27 protein-coding genes and 1 pseudogene are annotated in these 26,052 nt (G+C 63.5%); 13 read left to right on the top strand and 15 right to left on the bottom strand.

Annotated elements, in window-relative coordinates:
* Positions 1 to 10 precede the first annotated feature (10 nt).
* The 4 genes from X773_RS62090 to X773_RS62080 all read right to left on the bottom strand — a co-directional run bounded on the left by X773_RS62090 (position 11) and on the right by X773_RS62080 (position 3,150).
* The gene (locus X773_RS62090; protein ID WP_023678357.1) at positions 11 to 718 is read right to left on the bottom strand and encodes an LssY C-terminal domain-containing protein; all 708 of its coding nucleotides are present in this window, start codon (positions 716 to 718) and stop codon (positions 11 to 13) included.
* A 66-nt stretch (positions 719 to 784) separates the two neighbouring features.
* Entirely contained in the window at positions 785 to 1,639 is an 855-nt protein-coding gene (locus tag X773_RS62085) for an extensin family protein (protein WP_023678356.1), read from the bottom strand.
* Between the two features lie 112 nt (positions 1,640 to 1,751).
* On the bottom strand, positions 1,752 to 2,648 hold the full coding sequence (locus X773_RS0138420) for an extensin family protein (RefSeq protein WP_031212116.1): 897 nt from the start codon (positions 2,646 to 2,648) through the stop codon (positions 1,752 to 1,754).
* A gap of 76 nt (positions 2,649 to 2,724) precedes the next feature.
* Positions 2,725 to 3,150, bottom strand: coding sequence for a DUF3775 domain-containing protein (locus tag X773_RS62080; protein ID WP_023678354.1), 426 nt, complete (start codon positions 3,148 to 3,150; stop codon positions 2,725 to 2,727).
* Positions 3,151 to 3,385: 235 nt separating this feature from the next.
* Here X773_RS62080 and X773_RS62075 point away from each other — a divergent pair, with 235 nt between their 5' ends.
* Positions 3,386 to 3,943: a tetratricopeptide repeat protein gene (locus X773_RS62075; RefSeq protein WP_023678353.1), complete on the top strand. Its 558-nt coding sequence runs from the start codon at positions 3,386 to 3,388 to the stop codon at positions 3,941 to 3,943.
* Between the two features lie 328 nt (positions 3,944 to 4,271).
* Positions 4,272 to 4,753: pseudogene (gene greA, locus X773_RS62070) on the top strand (transcription elongation factor GreA).
* Between the two features lie 207 nt (positions 4,754 to 4,960).
* Here the strand turns inward: greA and X773_RS79080 are convergent.
* Genes X773_RS79080 through rfaD form a run of 4 tightly spaced genes read right to left on the bottom strand, consistent with a single transcriptional unit; the run spans position 4,961 to position 7,939 of the window.
* Entirely contained in the window at positions 4,961 to 5,440 is a 480-nt protein-coding gene (locus X773_RS79080) for a glycosyltransferase family 9 protein (RefSeq protein ID WP_280952112.1), read from the bottom strand.
* Entirely contained in the window at positions 5,329 to 6,012 is a 684-nt protein-coding gene (gene waaC / locus X773_RS79075; protein ID WP_280952111.1) for a lipopolysaccharide heptosyltransferase I, read from the bottom strand. The genes X773_RS79080 and waaC overlap by 112 nt, the downstream gene beginning before the upstream one ends.
* Complete coding sequence (gene waaF / locus X773_RS62055; RefSeq protein ID WP_023678352.1) at positions 6,009 to 7,016, bottom strand: lipopolysaccharide heptosyltransferase II; 1,008 nt, start codon at positions 7,014 to 7,016, stop codon at positions 6,009 to 6,011. Before waaF ends, waaC begins: the two co-directional genes overlap by 4 nt.
* The gene (gene rfaD / locus X773_RS62050) at positions 6,989 to 7,939 is read right to left on the bottom strand and encodes an ADP-glyceromanno-heptose 6-epimerase (RefSeq protein WP_023678351.1); all 951 of its coding nucleotides are present in this window, start codon (positions 7,937 to 7,939) and stop codon (positions 6,989 to 6,991) included. Before rfaD ends, waaF begins: the two co-directional genes overlap by 28 nt.
* Before the next feature lie 177 nt (positions 7,940 to 8,116).
* On the opposite strand from rfaD, the gene X773_RS62045 reads away from it, so the two are divergent.
* The 3 genes from X773_RS62045 to X773_RS62035 all read left to right on the top strand — a co-directional run bounded on the left by X773_RS62045 (position 8,117) and on the right by X773_RS62035 (position 10,950).
* Positions 8,117 to 8,749: a LysE family translocator gene (locus tag X773_RS62045; RefSeq protein WP_023678350.1), complete on the top strand. Its 633-nt coding sequence runs from the start codon at positions 8,117 to 8,119 to the stop codon at positions 8,747 to 8,749.
* A 139-nt stretch (positions 8,750 to 8,888) separates the two neighbouring features.
* Positions 8,889 to 10,367, top strand: a complete 1,479-nt coding sequence (rfaE1, locus tag X773_RS62040; RefSeq protein ID WP_023678349.1) for a D-glycero-beta-D-manno-heptose-7-phosphate kinase — start codon at positions 8,889 to 8,891, stop codon at positions 10,365 to 10,367.
* A gap of 7 nt (positions 10,368 to 10,374) precedes the next feature.
* Positions 10,375 to 10,950, top strand: coding sequence for an SIS domain-containing protein (locus X773_RS62035; protein ID WP_023678348.1), 576 nt, complete (start codon positions 10,375 to 10,377; stop codon positions 10,948 to 10,950).
* Positions 10,951 to 11,233: 283 nt separating this feature from the next.
* Here X773_RS62035 and X773_RS62030 read toward each other — a convergent pair whose 3' ends face one another.
* The gene (locus X773_RS62030; RefSeq protein ID WP_023678347.1) at positions 11,234 to 11,710 is read right to left on the bottom strand and encodes an Lrp/AsnC family transcriptional regulator; all 477 of its coding nucleotides are present in this window, start codon (positions 11,708 to 11,710) and stop codon (positions 11,234 to 11,236) included.
* 255 nt (positions 11,711 to 11,965) lie between these two features.
* Here X773_RS62030 and trxB point away from each other — a divergent pair, with 255 nt between their 5' ends.
* Together trxB and X773_RS62020 are read left to right on the top strand one after the other, a co-directional pair.
* Positions 11,966 to 12,940, top strand: coding sequence for a thioredoxin-disulfide reductase (gene trxB / locus X773_RS62025; RefSeq protein ID WP_023678346.1), 975 nt, complete (start codon positions 11,966 to 11,968; stop codon positions 12,938 to 12,940).
* 98 nt (positions 12,941 to 13,038) lie between these two features.
* Positions 13,039 to 13,935: a LysR family transcriptional regulator gene (locus tag X773_RS62020; protein WP_023678345.1), complete on the top strand. Its 897-nt coding sequence runs from the start codon at positions 13,039 to 13,041 to the stop codon at positions 13,933 to 13,935.
* Here X773_RS62020 and X773_RS62015 read toward each other — a convergent pair.
* A complete protein-coding gene (locus X773_RS62015; RefSeq protein WP_156937381.1) occupies positions 13,932 to 14,705 on the bottom strand; it encodes a hypothetical protein in 774 nt (257 codons plus the stop codon). The two genes, X773_RS62020 and X773_RS62015, sit on opposite strands and share 4 nt — an antisense overlap.
* A gap of 240 nt (positions 14,706 to 14,945) precedes the next feature.
* Positions 14,946 to 15,590 (bottom strand): TetR/AcrR family transcriptional regulator, encoded by a 645-nt coding sequence (locus X773_RS62010; protein WP_023678344.1) that lies wholly within the window; start codon positions 15,588 to 15,590, stop codon positions 14,946 to 14,948.
* Positions 15,591 to 15,711: 121 nt separating this feature from the next.
* On the opposite strand from X773_RS62010, the gene X773_RS62005 reads away from it, so the two are divergent.
* The gene (locus X773_RS62005; protein WP_023678343.1) at positions 15,712 to 16,464 is read left to right on the top strand and encodes an SDR family oxidoreductase; all 753 of its coding nucleotides are present in this window, start codon (positions 15,712 to 15,714) and stop codon (positions 16,462 to 16,464) included.
* Between the two features lie 19 nt (positions 16,465 to 16,483).
* On the opposite strand, the gene X773_RS62000 is transcribed toward X773_RS62005, so the two are convergent.
* The 3 genes from X773_RS62000 to X773_RS61990 all read right to left on the bottom strand — a co-directional run bounded on the left by X773_RS62000 (position 16,484) and on the right by X773_RS61990 (position 20,882).
* The gene (locus tag X773_RS62000; RefSeq protein WP_023678342.1) at positions 16,484 to 16,981 is read right to left on the bottom strand and encodes an isoprenylcysteine carboxylmethyltransferase family protein; all 498 of its coding nucleotides are present in this window, start codon (positions 16,979 to 16,981) and stop codon (positions 16,484 to 16,486) included.
* Between the two features lie 819 nt (positions 16,982 to 17,800).
* Entirely contained in the window at positions 17,801 to 19,852 is a 2,052-nt protein-coding gene (locus X773_RS61995; protein ID WP_023678341.1) for an elongation factor G, read from the bottom strand.
* A gap of 163 nt (positions 19,853 to 20,015) precedes the next feature.
* A complete protein-coding gene (locus tag X773_RS61990; protein WP_023678340.1) occupies positions 20,016 to 20,882 on the bottom strand; it encodes an alpha/beta fold hydrolase in 867 nt (288 codons plus the stop codon).
* 147 nt (positions 20,883 to 21,029) lie between these two features.
* On the opposite strand from X773_RS61990, the gene X773_RS61985 reads away from it, so the two are divergent.
* Both X773_RS61985 and X773_RS61980 read left to right on the top strand, forming a co-directional pair.
* Positions 21,030 to 21,626, top strand: coding sequence for an isoprenylcysteine carboxylmethyltransferase family protein (locus X773_RS61985; RefSeq protein ID WP_023678339.1), 597 nt, complete (start codon positions 21,030 to 21,032; stop codon positions 21,624 to 21,626).
* 30 nt (positions 21,627 to 21,656) lie between these two features.
* On the top strand, positions 21,657 to 22,052 hold the full coding sequence (locus X773_RS61980; protein ID WP_023678338.1) for a cupin domain-containing protein: 396 nt from the start codon (positions 21,657 to 21,659) through the stop codon (positions 22,050 to 22,052).
* Positions 22,053 to 22,058: 6 nt separating this feature from the next.
* Here the strand turns inward: X773_RS61980 and X773_RS61975 are convergent, their stop codons facing one another.
* The gene (locus tag X773_RS61975; protein ID WP_023678337.1) at positions 22,059 to 23,261 is read right to left on the bottom strand and encodes a pyridoxal phosphate-dependent aminotransferase; all 1,203 of its coding nucleotides are present in this window, start codon (positions 23,259 to 23,261) and stop codon (positions 22,059 to 22,061) included.
* Between the two features lie 202 nt (positions 23,262 to 23,463).
* Between X773_RS61975 and X773_RS61970 the strand changes: the two genes are divergently transcribed.
* The 3 genes from X773_RS61970 to X773_RS61960 all read left to right on the top strand — a co-directional run bounded on the left by X773_RS61970 (position 23,464) and on the right by X773_RS61960 (position 25,934).
* Positions 23,464 to 24,357, top strand: coding sequence for an EAL domain-containing protein (locus X773_RS61970; RefSeq protein WP_023678336.1), 894 nt, complete (start codon positions 23,464 to 23,466; stop codon positions 24,355 to 24,357).
* Entirely contained in the window at positions 24,354 to 25,208 is an 855-nt protein-coding gene (locus tag X773_RS61965; RefSeq protein ID WP_023678335.1) for an EAL domain-containing protein, read from the top strand. The genes X773_RS61970 and X773_RS61965 overlap by 4 nt, the downstream gene beginning before the upstream one ends.
* A 117-nt stretch (positions 25,209 to 25,325) precedes the next feature.
* The gene (locus X773_RS61960) at positions 25,326 to 25,934 is read left to right on the top strand and encodes a glutathione S-transferase family protein (protein WP_023678334.1); all 609 of its coding nucleotides are present in this window, start codon (positions 25,326 to 25,328) and stop codon (positions 25,932 to 25,934) included.
* Positions 25,935 to 26,052 lie beyond the last annotated feature (118 nt).

Below are 26,052 nucleotides of genomic sequence, written 5' to 3'. Positions count from 1 at the left end.
CTGATGGCGCCTACGGCAGTTGCAGCAGCACGCCGACGATGGCCTTGCCGTCGGTGAAATAGGGATCGCCTTCGCCGTTGCGCCCGGTCTTTGTGGCGCCGACGCCTGGTATCTCGCTGGTCGAGATCAGCATACCGGCGGCGGAGAGGTCGCGCATCAGCCCGTCGCGCTCGGCGTCGATGTCGGGGCCGATGTGATGGGTGATCGCGCCGGTGTCATGGCTGAGGCCGACGCCGCGGTCAAAGCTTGCCGAGCCAAGCCAAAGCGGCCGGCCGTCGTCTCCGGTCGCATCGGTCTGCCAGAAGCGGACGTGGTGACGCCGGTCGGCGCTGTCGCCGACCGGCTTTTCGAAGGCTAGGTCCTGGGCGTGGCCTTCGAACAAAAGCCGGCTGACCGGCGCGTCGGGATAGGGGCGGTTGAACAGCACGCTTTCGCCGATCTCGATGGCAGTCTTCAGCGTGATGGCGTCTGCCGTATCCCAGCCGGCGGCGGCAAAAGCATGGACAAGCTCCTTCTTGGTGCCGACAAGGCCGACATTGATCGGATCGCCCGGAATGCCTTGCGGCGTGTGCGTCACCATCTCGAATTGCTGATTGCGAAAATTGCGGTCCCGTAACGTCCAGAACTCAGGCGCGGCGAAATAGGCGAGCGAAAGATAAGCGGCACAGCATGCCACCAGCCAGGTCGTTGCACGTCGTCGAAGGCTTCGTTGGCTCAAGAGGCACCACCCAAGCGTCTGCGCACCATCTTAACCGGCACAGCAAGTCTTGGGCAGGGGCTGCAATCAGCGGCAGGCGCGATAGCCGTTCTTGCGGTTCTTGATGTCGAAATGGAAATGGTTGCGGTGGTCGTAGTTGTAGCCGGGGCCGAGCACGGTGGTGAAATACTGGCAGCCGTCGGCGCGCACATTGTTGAGGAAGCCGCGCGTGCGGAAGGCGAACAGGCCGGGCTTGCGGACGTCGATATCGTCGCCATTGTTGAGTTCGATGCTCATCACGTCGAGCGCATTGCCCTTGCCGTGTTCCGACAAAACACCTTCGCCGGCAATCCTGCGGCAGGAATAGCTCGAGCCCTGGTGGATGGTCTTGACGCCTGAGAAATAGCGCCAGCGGGCCGACGGCACGAGTTCGTTCCTGGTCCAGCCGGCAAAGGTGGCGGCCATGTCGCAGGTCAGCGTCGCGGCCGGCTTCATCTCGACACTGCCGATGGCCGAGACCTTGACCGGATAGTCGATCCCGCACTGGCCTTCATGGATCGGCGCAACGTCGGTGTAGACGACGCCGAGGCGTTTCAATTCCTTGCGGCAATCGATCTCTGTGGCCGGCATCTGTTCGGCCGGCGACATCGGGTTGTCCAGGCGCGGATAGGCGGCCGTCATAAAGGGATTGGACGGGACGAGGCGCTGCATACCCGAATATTGCGGCCCGGAATCTTGCGCGCCGGAATATTGCGGGTCGGAATTGGGCGGGACGGCAGCGGTCTGGCTGCCGACATCGACGGCCGGCTGCAGCGACAGCACGCTGCCGGTATTGCAGGCCGAGACCGCCGCAATGGCAAGCAGGGCGGCAAGCCTGCCGGCTATGCGCGCGCATTCTGTGTGCCGCACAGCGGCAAGCGCAGCGCGAAATAGCCCGGCCATCGGAAGGGTTCCTGTCCCCAGATGGCACAGACTCTAAACCTGAAGAGTAAAGGAAAAATCAGCGGCGCCGTTCACGCCTGCGGCCAAATTGCGGCGCCCCCATAGGCTAAGGTCACTGGCAAAACGTACCACCGTTGCGGCGCGGTTCGAGGTCGAAGTGGAGATGCTGCGAATGATCGGCGTCGCTGCCGGGGCCAAGCACGGTCTTGAACGGTCCGCAGGCTGCCTTGCGCACTGCGTTCAGGAATTTCGCGTCCTTTTCCGGCGGCGCCGGGCCGACATCGATCTCCTTCCCGTCCGAAAGCTTGAAGCTGGCGATGTCGAGCGCGTTGCCGAAGGCGTGCTCCGACAATTTGCCGCCGCCATTGCGCGACCGGCAGACAAAGGCGGAGGCCTGGCCGATCGATTTAATATCCGCGCCGAACTCGGCCTTTGCGGCAGGCTGGATGACGGACGCAGCAAAGCGGGCGGCCGCTTCCGCCATCTGGCAATTCAGCTCGGGCTCCGGGCCGATGGCGATGGATTTGCCGAGCGTCTTCAGCGCGATCGGGTAGGGGATCGAGCAACCGACTGACGTATCATGCTCTGGCTTGCGCTCCTCGAAATCGACGCCCATCGACTTCAGCCGCCTGCGGCAGGCCAATTCCTCGGCCGGCATTTCTCTCCCGGCAATGGCGGCCGATCGAGGATCAGGAAGGATTTTTTGCTCCGCCTTCTCGTCTGCCTCGGCCGGGTTTGGTGGCGCGCCTGGTGGGCCTGCCGGCGGCTCAGCCCGTGCCGGCTTTTCGGGCGGCTGCGGTGCAATCGCCGGCGGCTCCGGAGCATCCTCCGGGCGCGGTTCGGGGACCGGGATCTCGGTTGGTGGCGGCGGAGTGACTTGCTGGTTGAGCTGCGGAACTGGTGCAGTTTGCGGTAGGTCGGGTGCCTTGGCTAAAACGGGTCCCGCCAGCGGCGTAGCCGCAACGGCCAGCAGCAATCTGCCCAATCTGAAAAAGCCAAACGCCGCCATTACGTCGCAACGGCCAGAATGCAGGGAAGTTGCCTTGAGCGAGGGGGGCGGCCGATCACAATCGGTAACCGCGCCGTCACGCGCCGATCGCTTCCAAGCCTTCCTCGAGCCAGTCCGCCAGCAGCGGCATGCCGAGCAGATATTTTGCCGTGCGCTTGTTGGCGCGCTCGCGGGCGGCGGACAGCGCGTCCGTCCATTCCGTCGCGTCATAGTCGCCGCGGCCGACCCAGGCCAACGCAATCAGTTCGGCCGCTTCGTCGACATTGAGATCGTCGATCAGCTCGCGCAGTTCTTCTTCGGTGAGATCTTCGGAGCTTTCCTCGGCAAGGCCGTCATGATGGTGGTTGTCGTGCGCGTTGCCGTCGAGCTCTACCTCGTGCTCGGCGCCGTCGGCATAGTCTTCGTTGACGGCGGCGCTGAGCGCCTTCGCCTTCAGGATGAACAGGCGCACGGTGTCGGGACCGATCGAAAGCTCCCAGTCTCGTTCAACGCGTTGCTGCACCGGCCGTCTCCCTGCTTCGTGCTCGGTCGGCCCGATGATAGCGGATTTGCAGCGCTCGTCACATTATCTTGCGCGGCGGCGTTGATCGTGAAGCATGATTTCCGATGCCCTCTCTTCCCGGATAAGATGGCCTTGCTGGGAGAGATCGCGGTTTTGAGATAGGATGACATTTTCCGGGACGAAACGGCGTTGGGCCGGCGTTAGTGTTGCATTGTCAGGTTCAAAGGAGAATTCGATGCGCAGACGATTGCTGATTTACGCCATGGCCATCGCCGCCCTGCCGCTGATTGCGGCTCCGGCGTTTTCGGCTGGTGAAGGCGGGGGAGGTGGCGGTGGCGGTGGCGGCGGCAATGGCGGCGGCCAGTCCCAGTGCAAGAAGGGGGAGGCGTGGGACAAGAAACAGAAGAAATGCGTCTCCCCGAAGCAAGGCATGCTGGACGACGACAGCATCTACGATGCCGGTCGCGCGCTGGCGATGGATGGACGCTACGACGAGGCGATCGCCGTGCTCAGCCTCGCCGCCAACAAGCAGGATCCGCGCATCCTCAACTATCTCGGCTATTCGCACCGCCATTCCGGCCGCGTCACCGTCGGCCTCGGCTATTACGAGGAAGCGCTGCGCATCGACCCGAACTACACGCTGGTGCGCGAATATCTCGGCGAGGCGCACTTGCAGATCGGCGATCTTGCGGGCGCCCAGGAACAGCTTCGCGAGATCGAGAAGCGCACGGGCAAGGGGTCTCGCGAATACGGCATGCTGTCGGAGCAGATCGATCATTTCATGAGGAGCTGATCCTCCGGAACGCTCCTCATAACCGGCTGTGAGCGATCGCAGCCGGTTTTTTGCTGTGCTGCACATGTTGGCCACAACCGAGATTTGGCATCACGGTACACGATACGATCTTGGAAACCCCCGCTTGACGTGGGGTCAGCCGTGCAATCGGTGGATGATTTTTCAAAAACCGACTTTTTGGACGTGAAAAACCCGCGAAGATTGCTATATCTTGCGAAATTGTGGTGAGACGGTTCCGTTAGCCCGAGGCTGCCGGACCGTTTTCTTTTTGTACCATCGACAAGGTCGCTCCCGATTGCGGGGGCGGCGGCAGGAAAGGTCAGGCATTATGAACAAGGTCCCGATGACAGGCGAGGGGTTCGCGTCATTGAAGGAAGAACTGCGCTGGCGCCAGCAACAGGAGCGGCCGCGTATCATCGAGGCGATTTCCGAAGCGCGCTCGCATGGCGACCTATCCGAAAATGCCGAATATCACGCGGCAAAAGAGGCACAGAGCCTCAATGAGGGCCGGGTCAACGAACTCGAGGACCTGATCGCGCGGGCCGAGGTGATCGACGTCACCAAGCTCAGCGGCGACAAGGTCAAGTTCGGCGCCACCGTGGTGCTGGTCGACGAGGATACCGAGGAGAAAAAGACCTACCAGATCGTCGGNTCGTCGGTGACCAGGAAGCCGACGTGAAGTCCGGCCGCATCTCGATCTCCTCGCCGATCGCGCGCGCCCTGATCGGCAAGGAAGTCGGCGACGCCATTGAGGTCAATGCGCCAGGCGGCGCCAGGGGCTACGAGATCGTCCAGGTGCAGTTCATCTAGGGGATTGGCGCTGCTCTGCCTTCTCCCCTTGTGGGAGAAGGTGGCCTCGCGAAGCGAGGTCGGATGAGGGGTGTTCCAGCTTGGCTCCCTCCGCACTCCGTCCAACACCCCTCATCCGTCTTGGCGCTGCGCGCCAATCCACCTTCTCCCACAAGGGGAGAAGGGAAGGGGCAACGCTGACCTTTCCGATTGAATTGATTGAGCAAATCAGCGGCCACCGGCCTGACCAAGCGTCTGGCGCTCCACAAGCCTTTCGGCTTCCGCCATCACCTCCGGCGGCGTGACGCTGTGGCCGGGCCTGGCTAGCAGCGTCGATGAGAATGGCCCGCGCGGACCGGTCAGGCCAGGCTCGGTAGCGAGGAATATCGCCACCGTCGGCAGGCCGAAAGCGCTGGCGAGATGGGTCAGGCCGGTGTCGGCGCCGATGACCAGCGCCGAGCCGCCGATGACGGCGGCGATCTCGGCTAGCGGCGACCTGGGAACCACCACGGTTTGCGAAATGGCGCGGGCGATCGCCTCGGCAACCGCCTGTTCCCGGTCGTTCGACCAGGTGGTGACCGGCGTCATTCCCATGTTCACCAGCAGGCGGGCGGTTTCGATCCAGTCCGCGACCGGCCATTTCTTGTCCTCGCGGCTGGTGCCGTGCAGCAGGAANGGGCGGTTTCGATCCAGTCCGCGACCGGCCATTTCTTGTCCTCGCGGCTGGTGCCGTGCAGCAGGAAGGCGGTCTTTTCACCGGCAAAAGTCGATCTTCCGGCTGGCGGCGCGATACCCGATTCAAGCCCGGAAAAATCCGGCTCGTAGCCGAGCGCCAGCCCGAACAGGCGTTTCGTGCGCTCGATGGCATGCAGGCCGCGCGGCACGGCATAGCGATGGCCATGAAACAGGCTTGCCGAAGGCTCGCGGGCGCTCGACCGATCGAACCCGGCGACCGGGGCTGCCGCCAGCCGCGCCACCAGCGCCGATTTCAGCAAGCCTTGTGCATCGAGGACGAGGTCGTAGCGGCAATCGCGCAAGGCGCGGCGCAAGCCGACCACTTCCCGCCATGTGCCGGGCTCGAGCAGCTTCCTGCGCCAGCGCCGGATCGCCACGCTGTGGATGGTTTGGATGGCTGGATGCAGCGCCACGATGCCGGCAAATGCCTCTTCGACACACCAGTCGAAGGAGATATCCGGCCGAGCGCGGCGCGCGTCCTCGATCGCCGGGAAGGTGTGGATGACGTCGCCCATGGACGATGTCTTGACGATCAGCACTTTCATGCGGCGGCCGGCATTTCCAGCAGCCGCTCCGCCGCCGCCACGACGCGTTCGACCTCCAGCGTGTTCAGGCAGTTGAGATGACCGAGCGGGCAGATTTTTTTGTGGCAGGGCGAACAGGACAGGCCGAGCCAGAGCAGTTCGCGGCGCTCGGCGAGCGGCGGCGTGTTCTGCGGCGAGGTCGAGCCGTAAACGGCGACTACCGGCGTGCCGACGGCGGCGGCGACATGCATCAGCCCGCTGTCGTTGGAGACGGCGAGCCTCGCCGCCGCGATCAGGTCGATGGCATCCTCGAGCCGCGTCTGGCCGGCAAGATCGACGGCGCCCGGAGCCAGCGCGGCGATTTCAGCCGTCACCCCAGCGTCGTTCTTCGACCCGAACAGCGCGACGCCAAACCCTTTCGCCATCATCTCACGGGCAAGGCCGGCATAGTGTTCGCTCGGCCAGCGCTTGGCCGGGCCGAATTCTGCGCCGGGCATGACTGCCACGAATTTCCCCGCTGTCAGCCCGAAACGGCTGAGCAGTGCCGCCTGGCTGGCTTGATCGACGGCGAGCTTCGGCGCCTGGAAGGCGCCACCACGGGCAAGGCTGAAATAGGCCTGCGCGGTGCGCCGTTTCAGGCGATCGGGCAAGGGCACGATGTCGGTCAGTAGCCCGTAGCGCATTTCCTTGAGATGGCCGACACGGCGCGGAATGCCGGCAAAGAACGGGATCAGCGCCGACTTCCAGCTTCCCGGCAGGACAAAGGCCATGTCGTAGCGGCCGCGCAGCAGGCGGCCGAAGCGCCTTCGGGTGCGGAATTCGAACGTGCCGGATTGCAGCGGCAGGTCGATCTGCTGGCGGATTTCGGGCATGCGCTTGACCAGCGGTGCTGCCCACGCCGGCGCCAGCACGTCGATGGCGGCGTTCGGATGAAGCTCCCTCAGCGCCTGGAACAGGCACTGCGCCATCACCATGTCGCCCACCCAGCGTGGGCCGATCACGAGGATCGTTGGGCTTTCAGCCATTCGACATAGTCTCTGACGCCGGTTTCCACTGTGCGGAACTGGCCATTGTAACCGGCTGCGCGCAAGCGGGACATATCAGCTTGCGTAAAGCTCTGGTAGCTGCCCTTGAGGTGGTCGGGAAACTCGATGAACTCGATCTGGCCTTGGCCGAGCGTATCGATCACCGTTTCGGCAATGGCGCGGAACGGCTGAGCCTTGCCTGTGCCGCAGTTGAAGATGCCGCTCGAGCCGCGTTTCCACAGCCACAGATTGACGTCGGCGACATCGCCGACATGGATGAAGTCGCGGCTCTGCTCGCCGGGCCCGAAACCACCATAGGCGCCGAACAGCTTCGGGTTCTGCCCTTGCTCGACCTGGTTGAACAGATGGAAGGCGACAGAGGCCATGGCGCCCTTATGCGCCTCGCGCGGTCCGTAGACGTTGAAATAACGCAGGCCCGCCACCGGCGAATGGTCGGTATCGAACACGGTACGGCGGACATAGTCGTCGAACAGCTTTTTCGAATAGGCATAGACGTTGAGCGGGCGTTCGTATTGCGGCTCCTCGCGGAACTCGGCGCCGCCGCCATAGACGGAAGCGGAGGAGGCATAGAGAAACGGCACGCGCAGGGCCAGGCAGGCGTGCAGCAGGCGCTTCGAATAGGTGTAGTTGACCTCCATCATGAACTTGCCGTTCCATTCGGTGGTGGTCGAGCAGGCACCCTGGTGGAAAACCGCCTCGATGCGGCCGAGGTCGCCGGCCTCCATCCGCGCCAGAAAATCGTCCTTGTCGAGATAATCGGCGATCTCGAGATCGGCGAGGTTGGCGATCTTGTGGCCGTCGGTGAGGTCGTCGACGACGAGGATGTCGCTGAAACCGTCGGCGTTGAGCGCGGCGACGATGTTGGAACCGATCATGCCGGCGCCGCCCGTGACGATGATCATGAAAGCCTCTGGTACCTTGTGCCGGTTGTAGCCCTTGTGGGATTCTGGCCTTATAGGGGAGGCGGGCCGGGCTGTCGACAAAGCAGGTGGCGGGGCGGCCGGATGAGCGCCACAGTGCCGCCGCAAAGCTCTCGCTTCAGTCGGTGACCACCGGCGAAGCGTGACAGGAGCAAGGTAATGCCGTCAACCGAACTGCTTGTCGCCTTTTTCGCCACCACGGCGATCTTCGCCTATATCCCCGGTCCCGCCATGCTCTATGCCGCCGCGCAAACCATGGCGCGCGGCCGCTGGTCCGGGCTGATGGCGGCGCTCGGCATCCATCTCGGCGGCTACGTTCATGTCTTCGCCGCCGCTGTCGGCCTGTCGGTGCTTTTCCATGCCGTGCCGGTGCTTTACATGGCGGTCAAGCTGGTCGGTGCGCTGTATCTGGTCTGGCTCGGTGTTTCTTTGTTTCGCGCCAAGGCGCAAGGCGACGTTGTCTTGCCGGGAATTCAGCCGAAATCCGCCCGCCGCGCGTTTTTGGAGAGCGTTGCCGTCGAGGTGCTCAACCCGAAAACGGCGATTTTCTTCATGGCGTTCCTGCCGCAATTCATCGATGCCTCGGCAGCGTTTCCGGTCTGGCTGCAGTTCGTCGTGCTTGGAACGATCGTCAATTTGATGTTCTCGTCGGCCGACATTGTTTGCGTGATACTGGCCGGCGCGGTGATCGCCAGGCTGCGGCAGTCGAGCCGGGCGCAGCGCCTGATGCGGCGCGCCGGCGGTGCGGTGCTTGTCGGACTGGGCGTGCATGTCGCGTTGCAGAAAAGCTGACGCACTGTCTCGCCGCCGCGATCGGTCGAAGGCCCGCCGTTGCGTCGGCTGAAATTGCGGTATATCGGCATCGCCATGAACGACCGGCCCTGCCAATCGAATTTCCCGTCACCGAAAATCGGCCCTCCCACGCGTTGACATGATCAAGCTGCCCTCTCCCGAACCTCTTCACCGCGCCATTTCGCGCTTCGGCGGCGCCACCGTGCTGGTGGTCGGCGATTTCATCCTCGACCGTTTCGTCAATGGCGTGATCGAGCGCATTTCGCCGGAAGCGCCGATCCCCGTGCTGCACGGGCGCGGCGAAACGCTGGCGATGGGCGGCGCCGGCAATGTCGTCGCCAACATCGTTTCGCTCGGCGCTGCCGTGATACCGGTCTCGGTGATCGGCGCTGACGAGGCCGGCAAGAACCTCATGCGCATGCTCGGCGAATTTGGCGTCGACACCGGCGGGCTGGCGCAGGATGCCGATCGCATGACGTCGTCCAAGAGCCGCTTCAGCGCGCTCAACCAGCAGGTGCTGCGTTTCGACGAAGAGGAAATCAAGCCGCTGGGCGATGCCGAGCGCGCGACATTGGTCGGGCATTTTCGCGAAGCGCTGGCGCGCGCCGACATCGTCATCCTGTCCGACTATGGCAAGGGCGTGCTGCTCGACGGTGTCGCCGGCGAACTGATCTCGATCTGCCGGCAAGCGGGCAAGCCGGTGCTGGTCGATCCGAAGGGCCGCGACTATGCGCGTTATGCCGGCGCGACGGCAATCACGCCCAACCGCAAGGAACTCGGCGAGGCGGTCGGCCGTGCAGTGTTTGCCGACGACGAAATCGAGGCGGCGGCACGCCAGCTGATTTCGGCGCACGGTTTCGATTTCGTCGTCGCGACGCGCAGCGAAAAGGGCATGAGCGTCGTCGGTGCGGACGACGCCCGCCATATCGCCACGCAGGCGCGCGAAGTGTTCGACGTTTCGGGCGCCGGCGACACGGTGATCGCGACGTTTGCACTGGGACTTGCAGCAGGCGCCGACCGCGTCATGGCAGGATCAATCGCCAACGCCGCCGGCGGTGTTGTCGTCGGCAAGCGCGGCACGGCGCGGCTGACGATCGAGGAACTCACGGGTGCGCTGTTTCGCTCGCATGGTCCGGTCGCCCACTTGGATGCGATCCTCGATGCCGCCGCCGCCGCGCGGCTGGTGGCGGGCTGGAAAGACGAGGGCTTGAGCGTCGGCTTCACCAATGGCTGTTTCGATATCCTGCATGCCGGCCATGTCAGCCTGTTGCATGCGGCGCGCAGCCAGTGCGACCGGCTGGTGCTCGGCCTCAACAGCGATGCCTCGGTGCGCCGGCTGAAAGGGCCGGGGCGCCCGGTCAACGACCAGCATGACCGGGCCTGCGTGCTGGCAGCACTTGCCTCGGTCGACGCCGTCGTCATCTTCGAGGAGGATACGCCGCTTTCGCTGATCGAGGCGCTGAGCCCCGACATACTGGTCAAGGGCGCCGACTATACGGTCGATCAGGTGGTTGGCGCCGATGTCGTGCAGAAGGCCGGCGGGCGCGTCGTGCTGGTCGACCTCGTCGCCGGCAAGAGCACGACCGGCACTATCGGCAGATTGCGCGCCGGGAACTGAGGGTTTCATGTCCGAACTGAACGATTACCTGGCCCGCTCGGCGGCCGCGATTTCGGCGATGGTCGAGCGCGACCTGACCAGCGAGATGGAGCGGGCGGTCAGCGCCGTCGTCGCCGCGCTTTCGCAGGGCAAGGCGCTGCTGATAGCCGGCAATGGCGGCTCGGCCAGCGACGCCATCCACATCGCCGGCGAGCTGGTCGGCCGCTTCCTCAGGGAGCGCAAGGCCTACAACGTCATCGCGCTGCCGGCCAACGCGGCGGTGCTGACCGCCTGGGGCAATGATTACGGCTTCGACACGGTGTTTGCGCGCCAGGTCGAGGCGCATGGTTCGGCGGGCGCCGTGCTGCTCGCCATCTCGACCAGCGGCAATTCGCCAAGCATCCTCGCCGCCGCCCAACAGGCGCGCATGATGGGCATGACGGTGATCAGCCTGACCGGCGACACCGGCGGCAAGCTGAAGCCGCTATCCGACATCCTGCTCAACGTACCCTCGACCTCGACGCCGATCATCCAGCAGGGGCATTTGTGCCTCTACCACCATTTGTGCGAAATGGTCGAAACGCGCCTCTGCGACGCAGGGTGATTGCGCCAGGCCGGGTAGAGGCCATCAAATGTCAACGGGGAGAAGGGACTAGCCGCAACGCTGGCGACCCCTCTCCCCGTCCTTCACGGGAGAGGGTAAGGGTGAGGGGCAGCGCTAGCCTGTAGTGATTATTATTTGACGCATAGCCACATTTTGTTCTTGCTTTGTGCCGGCAGCTATGCTACTAATTTGGGGATGGTGATGATTTCCACCAACGATCCCGCCCGCCGAGGCGGGTTTTTTGTTTCCGGGTTTTTGTTTCGCAGCCGCTTTGCCTGCTCTCTTAAGCCGAAAACGCCACCAGCCCTTCGTCTTTGACCCGGCGGATGGTCAGCGCGGTTCGCACCGTATCGACATTGGGGGCCGAGGCCAGTTCCTCGATGACGAAGGTCTGGAAGGTGCCGAGATCGCTCGCCACGCAATGTAGCAGGAAATCGGACTCGCCCGACACCATCCAGGCGTCGCGCACGATCGGCCAGCCGCGGGTGCGCTCGGCGAAGGTCTTGAGTTCGGCGTCGGCCTGGTGATGCAGGCCGATCAGACAGAAGGCGACGACGTCGAGGCCGAGCGCCGGAGCGTTGAGCAAAGCGCGGTAGCCGCGGATGATGCCGGCCTCTTCCAGCCGCCTGACGCGGCGCAGGCACGGCGGCGCCGAAATGCCGACGCGGCTCGACAGTTCGACATTGGTCATGCGTCCGTCCTGCTGAAGCTCGCGCAGGATCTTCCAGTCGATGGCATCGAGATCGGCCTTGATCGGCATGGTGGCTTCCGTGGTGACGCGAAAGAATCTTTCGCGACTTTGTAATTAAACGACTTTGCTGTCTATTCCATCCGCTGGATCGAGGATTTTCGCATCATCTTGCTGCGGGTTGCTTGTCGCCGTCGCCGGCGCCGAAGCTTTCCGGGGACGAACGGCAACTTGCCTTGCTGGCGTCGCAGGCAACACTTACATTACGCGCAACAATCGACGAGAGTTCATGCCACAATCCATGGCTGCTCCCCGCAGAGGTTTTTTATGATCACCAAGCACGCGCCTGTTCTCATCATCGGCTCCGGCCCCGCCGGCTATACGGCGGCAATCTATGCCGCCCGCGCCATGCTCAAGCCGATGCTGGTCGCCGGTCTGCAGCAGGGCGGGCAACTGATGATCACCACCGACGTCGAAAACTATCCGGGCTTCGCCGAACCGATCCAGGGTCCATGGCTGATGAGCGAAATGCTCAGGCAGGCCGAGCATGTCGGCACCGATATCGTCAACGACATCATCACCGAAGTCGACCTCAACGTGCGGCCGTTCCGCGCCAAGGGCGATACCGGCACGATCTATACCGCCGACGCGCTGATCATCGCCACCGGCGCGCAGGCCAAATGGCTGGGCATCCCGAGCGAACACACCTTCATGGGATTTGGCGTTTCGGCCTGCGCCACCTGCGACGGCTTCTTCTATCGCGGCAAGGATGTCGCGGTGATCGGCGGCGGCAATTCGGCGGTGGAGGAAGCGCTCTATCTCTCCAACCTGGCCAAGAGCGTCACCGTCATCCACAGGCGCAGCGATTTCCGCGCCGAGCGCATCCTGCGCGAGCGGCTGCTGCGGAAAGATAATGTCCGCGTCATCTGGGACACGGTGGTCGACGAGATCAGCGGCAGGCCCGGCAAGGCGCCGCTGCCGCCTTCGGTCGAAGGGCTGAAGCTGCGCAACGTGGTGACCGGGCAGGAGATGCATCTGGTGGTCGACGGCGTGTTCGTGGCGATCGGCCACGCGCCGGCGGTCGAGCTGTTTGCCGGCAAGCTGAAGCAGAAGCCGAACGGCTATCTGTGGACGGCGCCGGATTCGACCCGCACCGACATGCCGGGCGTGTTCGCCGCCGGCGACGTGACCGACGATATCTACCGCCAGGCGGTGACGGCGGCCGGGCTCGGCTGCATGGCCGCGCTCGAGGCGGAAAAATATCTGGCGGGGATCGAGGTTCACCGCGAAGCGGCGGAGTGATTGTTCGATAAGCGGCTGAGAAAAGCCGCGCAAAAGCCTGATTTTTCATTCAGACGCCGAAAACAGGCGGACGCCAGAAAACAGGACGAGGGGAAATCATGGCGTTGGATTGGGACAAGCTACGCGTGTTTCACGCCGCGGCGGAAGCGGGGTCGTTCACCCATGCCGCGGAAACACTGCATTTGTCGCAATCCGCGATCTCGCGGCAGGTCAGCGCGCTCGAGCATGACGTCGGCGTGCCGCTGTTCAATCGCCATGCCCGCGGCCTGGTGCTGACCGAGCAGGGCGAGATGCTGTTCCGCACGGCACACGACGTGCTGATGAAGCTCGAAACCATCAAATCGCGACTGACCGAAACCAAGGACCGGCCCTCCGGCGTGCTCAGGGTGACGACGACGGTCGGCCTCGGCGCAGGCTGGCTGACCGAGCGCGTGCAAGAGTTCATCGAGCTCTATCCCGAGGTCAGCCTGCAGCTCATCCTGGCCAATGAGGAGCTCGACCTCACCATGCGCCAGGCCGACTGCGCCATCCGGCTGCGCCAGCCGCAGCAGCCCGACCTCATCCAGCGCCGCCTGTTCACCGTGCATTTCCATCTCTACGCGGCGCCCTCCTATGTGAACAAATACGGCAAGCCGAATTCGATCGCCGAGCTGAAAACCCATCGCATCGTCACCTTCGGCGTGCCGGTGCCGGCGCATCTGTCGGAACTGAACTGGCTGGAGACGGTCGGCGATTTCGAAGGCGGGCAAAGGGTGCCGACGCTGCAGATCAACGACATATTGTCGATCAAGCGGGCGGTGCAGGGCGGCGCCGGCATCGCCATGCTGCCCGATTACGTGGTCAGCAAGGATTCCGGGCTGGTGCAGTTGCTGCCCGAGACCGAAGTGCCGTCCTTCGATACCTATTTCGCCTATCCCGACGCGATGAAGAACCAGGCGAAGCTGCATGTCTTCCGCGATTTCATCATCGCCAAGGCGCGCAGCTGGTCGTTTTAGTTTCTAGATTCTGTCGACAAGGTATCCTTTTTGCCGTGATCGCCCAAGTAGACGGCACCATACGGGTTGAATTTGAAGTCGTCTTCTTCGTACGCTTCGATGGGTAGCAGTATCCCATTGTTACGGACTAAACTCAGCCCGACGCCTTCGGTAAACATCTCATCGGCAACACGGTCGATTATCGAGCTGAGCACCAGCTCATCGTCGGAAAGACTCCTTGGCGCGAAGACCTCTGGCAGACCGACGAGATGGAAACCGACGCTACAGAGGAACTTTCCGTCACTTAACGGCCGCTTGCTGAAGGCAAGGCGGCAAGTACGTGCTAAACTCGGGCCGTCCTCGGCGTTTTCCGCATCACGGCCAAGTTGTTTCCATCGAGCCGCACCGTGCGCAATGCCAGCACTCTCGCCTTTTGCGGCAATAGCATCACTGTTCAGCGCATGCACGATTAAGCGAAGGGCGATTGCCGACGTCCCAACGGTACTTTCGATATCCATATGGGGACCAAGTACATAAATCACGCAACCGTGCTCATGGACGGCCGCTTCGTCCTCTTTAGTCCGTCCCCCCTTATGTACCCGATCCCAAGACACATCGAACGACTCAACCATGCGATCATCCGGCGCGTCCTGCGAAAAGTGCGTATCAATTTCAAACCCCCGGGCGAAATTGTCGATTGCCGACTGAACTGAGCGACACAGCTCAGAATATCCACCCTGCCTTCCCAGCATGCAGAGCACATGGCGTGGCTGAAATTCTGAAAAGCTCATTTATGTCGACCCTACAACACTGCAAACAGCGATCGGCGAAAGCGTCCTTCTCCCCGTCACTATAACGGAGAAGATAGCGGCAGCCAGAAGGGGCAGCACCAGCCTTTTTGTCTGATGTCGTACTTGGTCTGCGATTGCTAATGCATGTCGCGCAAAAGCGTGCAGCGGTTTTGCGATAAGGACATGCATCAAATAAGAACCTAAAGCGCGTCGCATCAGGTCGGTCGAACGCAACGCGCTTTAGGAACGCGTATCCGCCAGCGTGCTGGCGCCGTAGCGCAAACCGTCGACCAGCAGGGCAACCATGCGCCGCGCCTGGGCAGGGCCGCCGCCATGTGCCGGCATGGCAAGGCTGGCGGCCGCCCCCAACAGATCGCCCGGCTCGATATCGGCGCGCACCTCGCCGGCCGCGGCCGCTGCCTCCAGCAATGTTTGGAGCGCGGGCCGGAGCCGTTGGTTGAAATAGGCAGGCAAAGTGTCGAAGGCCGGATTGCCTGAGTACAAGGCTGCCGCGAGGCCGCGTTTTGCCGTGATGAAATCCACATAGCGCTGCATCCACAGGGCCAGCGCTTCACCGGGCTCATGCTTTCCGGCCAGGATCGGCGCGGCGTCCGCACAGGCGTCAACCTCGTTGCGGAAGACGGCCACGATCAAGTCCGAGCGCTGTGGAAAGTGGCGGTAGACGGTGCCGACGCCGACGCCAGCCTTTTCCGCGATCTCTCGCACCGGAGCCTCCACGCCGGAGGTCGCGAACACCGCCATGGCCGCCCGGAGCAACGCGTCGATGTTGCGCCGTGCGTCGGCGCGCACGTGCCGATCCGCGCGGTCGCGGGGTTCCAGACTATCGCCTTGATCCGTTTTGCCGTTCGGCGTTTTTTCGCCCATCAAATTACCTCTTGCAAACGGAACCTTGTTCCGGATATATGTGGAACGTGGTTCCGTTTGACTTGTATCTAGCACGGCAAGGCGGTGTTGGCCACACATCGGTGCACAAAAGGAGATTACCATGCAGGACAAACCCGTCGCCCTGGTCACCGGGGCCAACAAGGGCATCGGTCTTCAGATCGCCAAGGACCTCGCGGCGAGCGGCCTTACCGTGCTCGTAGGATCGCGCAGGCTCGAGCATGCCGAGGCAGCCGCAAAGAGCATCGGAGAGGATGCCCACGCCCTGCAGCTCGACGTCACCGACCAGGCCTCGATCGCCGCCGCGGCAGAGCGCATCCGCATCGAAATCGGCCGCCTCGATGTGCTGGTGAACAATGCCGGCATCTCCCACGCGGGAAAGCCCGGCACGTTGTTCGAGGAGATCATCAACTCGGGCCGCCCGAGTGTTGCCTCTCTCGACGACGTACGCGCGGTGTTCGAGACGAACGTGTTTGGCATCGTCGCCGTCACGCAAGCGATGCTGCGGCTCCTTCGTGAGGCGCCGGCGGCGCGTATCGTCAACGTATCGAGCGGCGCCGGCTCGCTGACATTGAACGCGGATCCGGCCTTTCCGTACCGCACTTCGTTTGGCGCCGTTTACAACCCGTCGAAGACGGCCGTCAACGCGATGACGCTCGCCTTCGCCATCGAGCTCGAGGAGACCGGCATCAAGGTCAACGCTGCGTGCCCGGGCTACACCGCGACGGAGCTGAACAACTTCGAAGGTCCGCGCACCGTCGAACAGGCCGCGCGGGAGCCCGTGCGCCTCGCGCTTCTCGACGCGAGCGGTCCGACGGGCACGTTCTCGAACGAGGACGGCCCGCTGCCGTGGTGACGTAGCGTTGGAGCCTGCTTCAGCCGCGCCAAGGTGTCAGGCGGGGCAGCCAGCCTGGTACGGCACGGCGGTAGGCCTCGTATTCGTCGCCGTAGCGGCGGGCAAGCGTCGGTTCCTCATATAGTCTCACGAAGGAGATCATGGCGGCCGCGGCGATGACTAGATAGGCGGCGACCGTCCAGCTCGAAAACAGCAGTGCCTGGCCGAGGACGATCGACAGCACGGCGACGTACATCGGATTGCGCACATGGCGGTAGATGCCGCCGACGACCAGCCTTTCGGTCGGCGCGACCGGGGCGGGGGTACCCAGGCCCTCTAGGGCAAACCGGGCAAAGGCGTGCAGCAGTATGGCTGTGCCGGCGACAACCAGCAGCCAGCCCACAGGAACGAAACCGGGCAGTCTCGACCAGGGCAGGCGATAGCGATCGGTCAGCAGCCAAGGCAACAGCCCGGCGACCACGCCGGGCGCTACAGCAAGGAAGATGACGCTGCCGGCGATCGCCGAAGTGGCTCGCATATAGCTCTCCTTACGGGCGCGGCCTTGAACGGTCTCCTGCAACGCGCTTCAGGTCTTGTCCGGCATGTAACCCAAACCGCTGCACCCTCAGGTCAAGCTCGATGGCGGGCTTTTGGGCGGCATGCACCAGCAAGGTCTGGCTGCCGAAAAAACAAACGCGTGCTGCACGATTCCACGTCATCCTGCGTTTTTCGACTTTCCGAGCAGGAATCGCTGCTGATTCGCGGCCGCGGATCGATTTTTGCCTTGCCGTAGGCTGTATTTCAGCGATTCAACTGGTCCTATTGCGCTTCGGGACGGATTAGACCACAGCCGGCGCCTTTTTGCATGTGAGTGTTGCAAAATAGATGCTTGTTTCTTGGGCATGAAGAGCACATATATAGATCATCTCCTGAGCGCGTTCTCCTCCCATTAGCGCTCTCGAGTGTTCCCCTCTGGAGGTTAGCCTTAACAGGCACTTCCAATCAAACTCAGCCGGGTCTTCATTGATCCGGCTTTTTTGTTGCCCGAAACCAACACATCGCCAGAAAATCGGCCGGAGCGGTCGCGTAACAGTGACATGTAACCTCGGGTAACATGCCGCGGGCGCGCCAAATCGATTAAGCAGAGCACAGGACGCGGTGTGGCTCGTCCGGGGGATGGGGGCATCACTCGGACGACCCGGGCTCAGGCAGCTACCGCGTCCGAACCTTCCTCCGCCGCCAGGCACCGGCGGCAAGCATGCGGCGGACCTGCCGTTTCGCCTCCCACGAAGACGGTCCGCAAGAAACGGCGCCCGGATCATCCGGGCGCCGTTTCCTGTTGGGCCGCAAAGGCAGATCAGGCGGCCTTGCCGTTGGCGTTCAGCGCTTCGTCGGCCAACCGGCCGGTGAGTTCGGCCATGTGGTCGAAGACGGCCCGGTAGCTGGCGACACCCGCCGTGGCCGAGCGCAGCTCGATGATGAGGTCGCCGATCTCGGCTTGCGGCATGGTCGCCTCGACGACGTCCCATCCGGGCCAGTCGGGCCGCGCGTCGTAGCCGAGGATCTGGCCGCGCCGCTGCGGGATCAGAGCGATGATCTTCGACGTCGCATCCGACGGCGTGACGATCTCGACCTTCATCACCGGCTCGAGCAGCACCGGCGAGCACGCGGCCATGCCTTCCTTCATCGCCAGCTTCGCTGCCATCTGGAAGGCCATGTCGGAGGAATCGACCGCATGGTAGGAGCCGTCGGAAAGGTTGACGGCAACATCGACGACCGGGAAGCCGAGCGGGCCGGATTTCAGGTAATCGCGCACGCCGGTCTCGACCGACTGGATGTAGGTCTTCGGCACGACGCCGCCGGTGATCGTATCGGTGAACTGGAAGCCTGACCCGCGCGGCAGCGGTTTGATCTCAATCACGACGTCGCCGAACTGGCCGTGGCCGCCTGATTGTTTCTTGTGGCGGCCGCGCTGCTGCGTCGCTTTGCGGATCGTCTCGCGGTAGGGCACGGCCGGCACATGGCCTTCGACCGGGATCTGGTTCTTGCCTTCCAGCCGCTCGCGCACGACGCGCAGATGCATCTCGCCATGGCCGGACAGCACGGTTTCGGCCGAATCCTGGTTGTGATGCAGGTTGAGCGAGGGATCTTCCTCGGCCAGGCGCTGGATGGCCGCCGACATCTTGACCTCGTCCTTGCGCTCTTTCGGCCGCAGCGCGAAGGCGAAGACCGGTTGCGGCGGCGCCAGCGTGACCAGCGGCTGGATGCCGCCCTTGGTCGAGCTCAGCGTCTGGCCGGTCCTGACGGCGTCCAGCTTGCCGAGCGCGACCGTGTCGCCGGCCTTGGCCGAAGTCAGCTTGACCTGGTCCTTGCCGAGCATCTTGTAGATGCCGGAGACCTTTGCCGTTTCGCCATTGGAAAGGAACAGCTCGGCGGCGTCGGCGACCTGGCCGGACAGGATGCGCGACACAGACAGCTTGCCGCCATGCGCGGTGTGGATGGTCTTCATCACCTGGACCACGGTGGCATTGCCATCGAGAGCGCCGAGGCGCTGGCGCGTCGCCTCGATGTCGGGTGCGTCGTGACGGATCGCCTTCAACAGGCGCAGCACGCCATTGCCCTTCTCGGCGGTGCCGATCAGCACCGGCGTCACCATGCCGTCGCGCAGGTCGGCGGCAAGATCGTCGAAGATCGCATCCTTCGGCGGTTCGATCTCGTCCAGCAATTGCTCCATCAGCCGGTCGTCATGGTCGGCGAGCGTCTCCAGCATGGAAAAGCGCGCCTCGAGCTCGCGCGCCTTGTCGTCGCTCGGGATCTGGGCGACCTCGCTCTCGGCATATTCGCGGTAGATGTAGGCACGCTCCAGAGCGAGGTCGATCGAGCCGATGACGACGCCGTCCTTGCGCAGCGGGATCTGGCGCAGCAGCAATGGCACCGAGCTTGCCGGCTGCAGCATCTTCAGCGTGTCGCGCACACCTGCTATCGCCTTGTCGACCTTGTTCAGGAACAGCATGCGCGGCACGCCGAGATCGTCGAGCTTGCGCATGATCAGCTGCAGGGCAGGGATCTTCTTCTCGTCGGCCTCGGCAACGACCACGGCGACGTCGCAGGCGGCCAGCACCGGCTCGGCTTCGAAGGAGAATTCGATGGAGCCGGGACAATCGACGAAGGTGAACGGCTCGCCCATGAAATCGGTGGTGGCGAAGGTCGCCTCGACGCTCATGCCGTGAGCGCGCGCCTCGGGCGAATGATCGGAAACGGTATTTCCGGACGAAACGGGATTCTGGCGGGGAATGGCGCCTGTACGGGCGAGTATGGCTTCGAGAAGTGTCGTCTTACCGCTTGCGAAGGGACCGACTATGGCAATGCATTTCGGTCCCGTGCGTCGTCCTCCGGCGCGAGTACCCATGGCTGACCTCCACTCAGGCGTTTCCCTGTGAGCGGCGGCCGGCCTGTCGGCCGTCGCGGGCGAGGCTTTTTTCAATTTGCCACCTACCCAAAGGGCATCGTCCCACGGGCAGGCCGGGAGGGCAAGGGATTTGAGGTTGAAGGGATTTGAAGTTGGGGCCGGTTCAGCCGGTGCCGGTTAGGCGCGACGCCAGCGAGGGTGCGTCGACGCGCTGCACCGCCACCGTCTCGGCAAAGCGCGCGAGCAACGGATTGAACAGGTCCGCACGCTCCCAGAAAGGCGCATGCCCGGCGCTAGAGATGATGTGGCAATGCTCCCACAGCGAGCCGTATGCGAGTGTCTCAAAATAGCCGAGCCGGACGAACGGATCGTTCTCGCCATTGACGATAGCGACCGGAAACGCGGCTTGCTCGACCACCTGTCTCTGGTCGGCGCCCTTGCCGGTGAGCATGCCGCGCGTCACCGCGGCGCGCAGCCGGCCGTCGGTGCGCAGGATGGCTTGGCGAAAGGACGGATCGGCGGTGTCGCCGAAGCACAGCGTCTCGAAGCGCTCGGCATCGCGTTCGGAATACGTCTTTTTGGACGCCAGCAGCATGTCCCAATGCGCGTGGAAGCCGCGCAGCATGCCGAAAGGACCCTTCGATACCGGCGGCGCGCCGGTCAGCATCAGCCCGCCGACGGCGCGGTGAAAACTTGCGAGTTCGATTGCCACGTGCCCGCCAAGCGACCAGCCGAAGACGACGGCGCGGCCGATCCCCAAAACATCGAGGAGCTGAGCCGCCGATTGGGCAAGGCCGGCGATGGTGTAGTCCGTCGCCGGATCGCGGGCGTCCGACGATTCGCCATGGCCGGGCAGGTCGAAAGCAATCAACCGATGGGCAGCGGCCAACGGGCTGTCGAACTGACGGGCGAATACGGCGCGCGAACTGCCCGAGCCGTGGATCAGGACAAGCGGGATGCCGGGTCCCGACGACTGGCTGAGGCGCAAATCCGCTTGCGGCGTGCGGATCGTGCGGTGGGAAACGGCCATATCTGGTTTGGACCTTGGGATTGTCTCCAGGTCAACATCGCATGCCGAGGTCACCATGTTGTTTAGAACGGTGGTTAAGAAATGATTTCTCGGCTTGCGCCGGGTATGATGAACGAATCCACCACAGCTAACCCCGGGACCCTGATGATGGAATCCACGCTCGACCTTCTCCTCTCGATCAGCAGCATCGCGACGCTCGGGCAATATGCCTGGTCGATGCGCGCGCATTTCCAGTCGCAGACCATGTCTCAAGGCGCGATGATCATTTCGGCCGTCGTGGTCGGCACGGCGCTGTTCTTTCTTGCGCTGCTGTGGATCGAGCGGCAGCCGGTGGCGGCGAAGATCGGCGGGCTCGCCATCGAACTGGCAAGCTCGGCGCTGTTCTGGTGGGCGATCTCGGTCTCCCGCAAGGCGCGGCTGCGGTTCGCATTCGATCCTGACAATCCCGACAGCCTGGTGACCGAAGGCCCTTATCTCCATGTCCGGCATCCGTTCTACACGTCCTACATCATCTTCTGGATCGGATGGGGTATCGCGACCTGGTCGGTCTGGGCGGTGGTTCCGGTCGCCGGCATCGTTACGATCTACGTGATCGCAGCCTTGGACGAAGAGCGAAAATTTTCGCGGACAAGGTTGGCCGATGCCTACGACGCTTACCGCACGCGGACCGGTCTGTTCTGGCCGCGTTTTGCCCGCAGCCGGCAGGAGATGCAGCCGGCATCGGACGAAAGTGGTAGGGTCTAAGACACTGGATTGAATCGAGGACTTGCGACGATGAAGATTATTGCCTGCGGCAGCGTGCCGACGATTGTTGCGCCGGAAAAATACTTCACTGGCCGGGTTTTGCAGACGCCGATCATCGAGAAAGAGGCGCCGGCGCGGCTCAGAGCCACGCTGGTCAGCTTCGAGCCCGGCGCTCGCACCCACTGGCACACGCATCCGCTCGGCCAGACGCTCTATGTCACATCCGGTGCCGGTCTCGTGCAAAGCTGGGGCGGGCCGCTGCAGGAGATCAGGGCCGGCGACGTCATCTCCTTTGCGGCCGGCGAAAAGCACTGGCACGGCGCCGCGCCCAAATCGGCGATGACCCACATCGCCATGCAGGAGGCGCTCGAGGGTGTGCATGTCGATTGGCTGGAGAAGGTGAACGACGAGCAGTATGGCGGCTGAAACGTCTCAGACCAGCGCGGCGGTAAAGCGCTGGATGCGCGTGCAGGCCTCTTCGAGCAGAGCCTCCGACGTGGCGTAGGAGATGCGGAAGTTCGGGCCGAGGCCAAAGGCCGAGCCGAAAACAACCGCCACGCCCTCGGCCTCGAGCAGTTCCGAGCAGAAGGTTTCGTCGCTGTCGATCACCTTGCCGCTCTTGGTCTTCCTGCCGATCAGCTGGGCACAGGAGGGATAGACGTAGAACGCACCCTCCGGCGACGGACAGGTGATGCCGCGCGCCTGGTTGAGCATCGAGACGACGAGATCGCGCCGGCCCTGGAAGATCGCCTTGTTCTTCGGGATGAAATCCTGCGGGCCGTTCAGCGCTTCGACCGCCGCCCATTGGGCGATGGTGCAGGCGCCGGAGGTCTGCTGGCCCTGGATCATGTCCATCGCCTTGATCAGCGGCACCGGGCCTGCCGCGTAGCCGATGCGCCAGCCGGTCATGGCATAGGCCTTCGACACGCCGTTCATCGTCAACGTGCGCTCATAGAGCTTAGGCTCGACCTCGGCGATGGTCTTGAAGACGAAGTCGCCATAAGTCAGGTGCTCGTACATGTCGTCGGTCAGCACCCAGACATGCGGGTGCTTCAACAGCACGTCGGCCAGGCTCTTGAGTTCCGCTTCGGTGTAGGCTGCGCCCGAGGGGTTCGACGGCGAGTTCATCAACAGCCATTTGGTGCGCGGCGTGATCGCCTTTTCCAGCACGGCCGCCGTCAGCTTGAAGCCGTTGTCGATGGAGGTGTCGGCAAAGGCCGAGGTGCCGCCGCAGATCGCCACCATTTCGGGATAACTGACCCAATAGGGGCGCGGGATGATCACCTCGTCGCCGGGGTTCAGCGTCGCCATGAAGGCGTTGAACAGGATCTGCTTGCCGCCGGTGCCGACGATGGTCTGCTCCGGCCGGTAGTCGAGATTGTTCTCGCGCTTGAATTTTTTTGCGATCGCATCGCGCAGCGGCACAATGCCGGATACCGGCGGATATTTCGTCTCACCGCGGCGGATCGCCTCGATCGCGGCGTGCTTGATGTTGTCGGGGGTGTCGAAGTCCGGCTCGCCGGCGCCCAGCCCGATCACATCGCGGCCGGCGTTTTTCAGCTCGCGCGCCTTCTGCGTCACCGCGATGGTCGCGGAAGGCTTTACGCGGGAAAGGACGTCGGCAAGAAAGGCCATGACAGATATCTCCAGAAAAGACCGGCGGGCGAAGGCGCCGCGGCGCCTCTCATGTCGCATCGTCTTCTCAAGCGCAAGCCCAGCGCAGGCATTGTCGAATGAGCCAGCGCGCAATGCTGGCAACAATAAATTCATCAACGATCGGTAAAAGCTTGAACGGCAGGACCGTGGCCGGTCCGCCAGTCTCGCATAGCGAGGAACCGTGACGCGCAGCATCGGGCTTGCCCATATCATCCGCCATGATGACGGCACCGCCAGCGGTGTCTGGGGGGTCTATACGCTGCAAAGCGCGTTCCAGCCGATCTTCGCCTTCAACAAGGGCAAGCTTTCCGTCGTCGCGTTCGAGGGGCTGATCCGGCCGTTCCGCGAAGGCGAGCCGCAGCCGCCAATGAGTTTCTTCAACAGCTGTCCGGCGGTCGACCGCCTGCATATCGAGGCGCTGACACGGACGCTGCACCTTCTGAACGCCGGCGCCTGCCTGCCGCGAGACGCCTCCATCTTCATCAATTTCGATCCATCGGTGTTCACCGACCGCAGCATCGCCGACAAGGCGCTGCGCGACATGCGGCTGGTGCTGCACGAGGCCGACATCGATCCGCGCCGCGTCGTCTGCGAGGTCACCGAGCAGAAATCGGCGTCGCAGGAAACGCTCTACAGTTTCGTCGAGGCGCTCAGGGGCAATGGTTTGCGCATTGCCGTCGACGATTACGGCGCGGACGAATCCGACATCAATCGCATCAAGGAACTCAGGCCAGACATCGTCAAGTTCGACGCCGACTGGATCATGACGCTGATGGAGTCCGGTGCCGGCTTCGCCTTGCTGACCGCTATGGTGACAAGCTTCGAAGAGCAAGGCATCCGTACGGTATTCGAGGGCATCGAGACGGGCTGGCAGCTCGAGCTCGCCGAAAAGTCGGGCGCCTCGATGGTGCAAGGCTTCGTGCTGGCGCGCCCGGAGCTTGCACCGACCAGCTTTCACGTCTTCGACAAGGCCGGGCAAGCATCAGCGGTGTCGCCCGATAAGGACAAAGTTCCCGCGGCCGTTTCGCCATCGCGGCGGCCGATGCGGGCCTTTGGCCGCAGGGTGGCATCGTGACCGGGCGGGCCGACATGCGGCGCAAGGTCGGCGAAGCGATCTTTGCCGACGAGGTCGGCATCGAATATGGCGTCTACGGCGCATTCCGGCTGAGGAGCGCCTACCAGCCGGTCTTCGCGCCGCGCGGCAGGTTTCTCGCCGCCGTCGCGGTCGAGGGACTGATCGAGCCGCATCGTGCAGGCAGGCCGGTGGCGCCGCAAATCTTCTTCGAAGGTGTGCCGGCAGCGGATCGGCTGTTTGTCGAAACCATGTGCCGGGTGCTGCATTTGCGCAACTTCCGCAACATCGGCGTCGACGGGCTCGACCTCTTCTTCAACTACAATCCGCTGATCAACGATGACCCCGCACGGGCGCTGGCCGAAATCAGGCTGATGACCAGGCATCTGGCGGATTTCGGCCTGCATCCCGGCATGCTGGTCTGCGAGATTACCGAGCAGGCGGCCGGCGACAAGGTGCTTGTCAGCCTGGCGCGCGAGATGCGGCGCGACGGCGTCCGCATCGCCATCGACGATTTCGGCACCGGGCATTCGACCGAAGAAAGGGTAGCGCTGGTGCAGCCCGACATCGTCAAGATCGACGGCACCTGGTTCGCAGAATTCTGCCGCCATGCCGCCGCCGAGCGGTTTTTCCGGCCGCTAGTTTCGACGCTGCACGACCGTGGCGCCAAGGTGCTGGTCGAAGGCGTCGAGAACGCCACGCATCTGCGCGTCGCGCTGGATGGCGGCGTCGACCTGCTGCAGGGCTTTTACCTTGCCCGGCCGGCGCTGGCCGGTACGCTGTTCGACGAGGAGCCTCTGTCGATCGACAGGCTGCTTGGCAGGGATAACAACGTCATCCCCTTGTTCGGATGAATGCATCAGCGGCGCTGATGGTTACGCCAAAACAAATCACTGGATGAAGCCGCCGCTGCCGCGATAGAGGCTGGATCAAGCCCTGAGACGGGTGGTTGCGAGCAAGGGGGAGCACCGATGATACTCTATGGAATGATCGACAGCGGCAATTGCTACAAGCCGCGCCTGTTGATGGCCAAGCTCGGCATCGCTTTCACCAATGTCGAGGTCAGCTCGCACACCGGCGACACGCGCAAGCCCGACTATGTCGCGAAAAACCCGAACGCCATGGTGCCGCTGCTCGAACTCGACGACGGCCGCCGGCTGGCCGAATCCAATGCCATCCTGCTCCATCTCGCCGAAGGCACGCGGTTCCTGCCGGCGGACAGATACGAACGCGCGCTGGCCTACCAGTGGCTGTTCTTCGAGCAATACAGCCACGAGCCTTATATCGCCGTGCGCAGGGCGCTGCTGACCTTCCCTGAAAGAGCCAAGGACGCAACGCCCGAGCGGCTGGCGCTGACGCTGGAGCGCGGCAACAAGGCGCTCGGCGTCATGGACAAGCACCTGGCCGGGAGCAGCTTCTTCGCTGGCAATGCGCTCAGCGTCGCCGACATCGCGCTCTATGCCTATACGCACACGGCCGAGACGGGCGGGTTTCAGCTCGACGCCTATCCGGCGGTGGCCGCCTGGCTGCGACGGGTCGAGGCCGACCCGGGGCATGTGCCGCTGGAGTGGGTGGGGTAGTTCTGTCCTCACGCTTGTCGCCGCTTCGCGGCTCGCTCCGGACGGGGCGCGCCTACAGGCGCGACGCCCGGTCGGGCTTGCGGCCTTCGGCCGGTGGCGTGAATGCTCGCACGCCTTT

Source organism: Mesorhizobium sp. LSJC280B00 (genome assembly GCF_000502835.1).
Taxonomy (GTDB): Bacteria; Pseudomonadota; Alphaproteobacteria; order Rhizobiales; family Rhizobiaceae; genus Mesorhizobium.
This window is presented reverse-complemented; position numbering and strand designations above follow the sequence as displayed.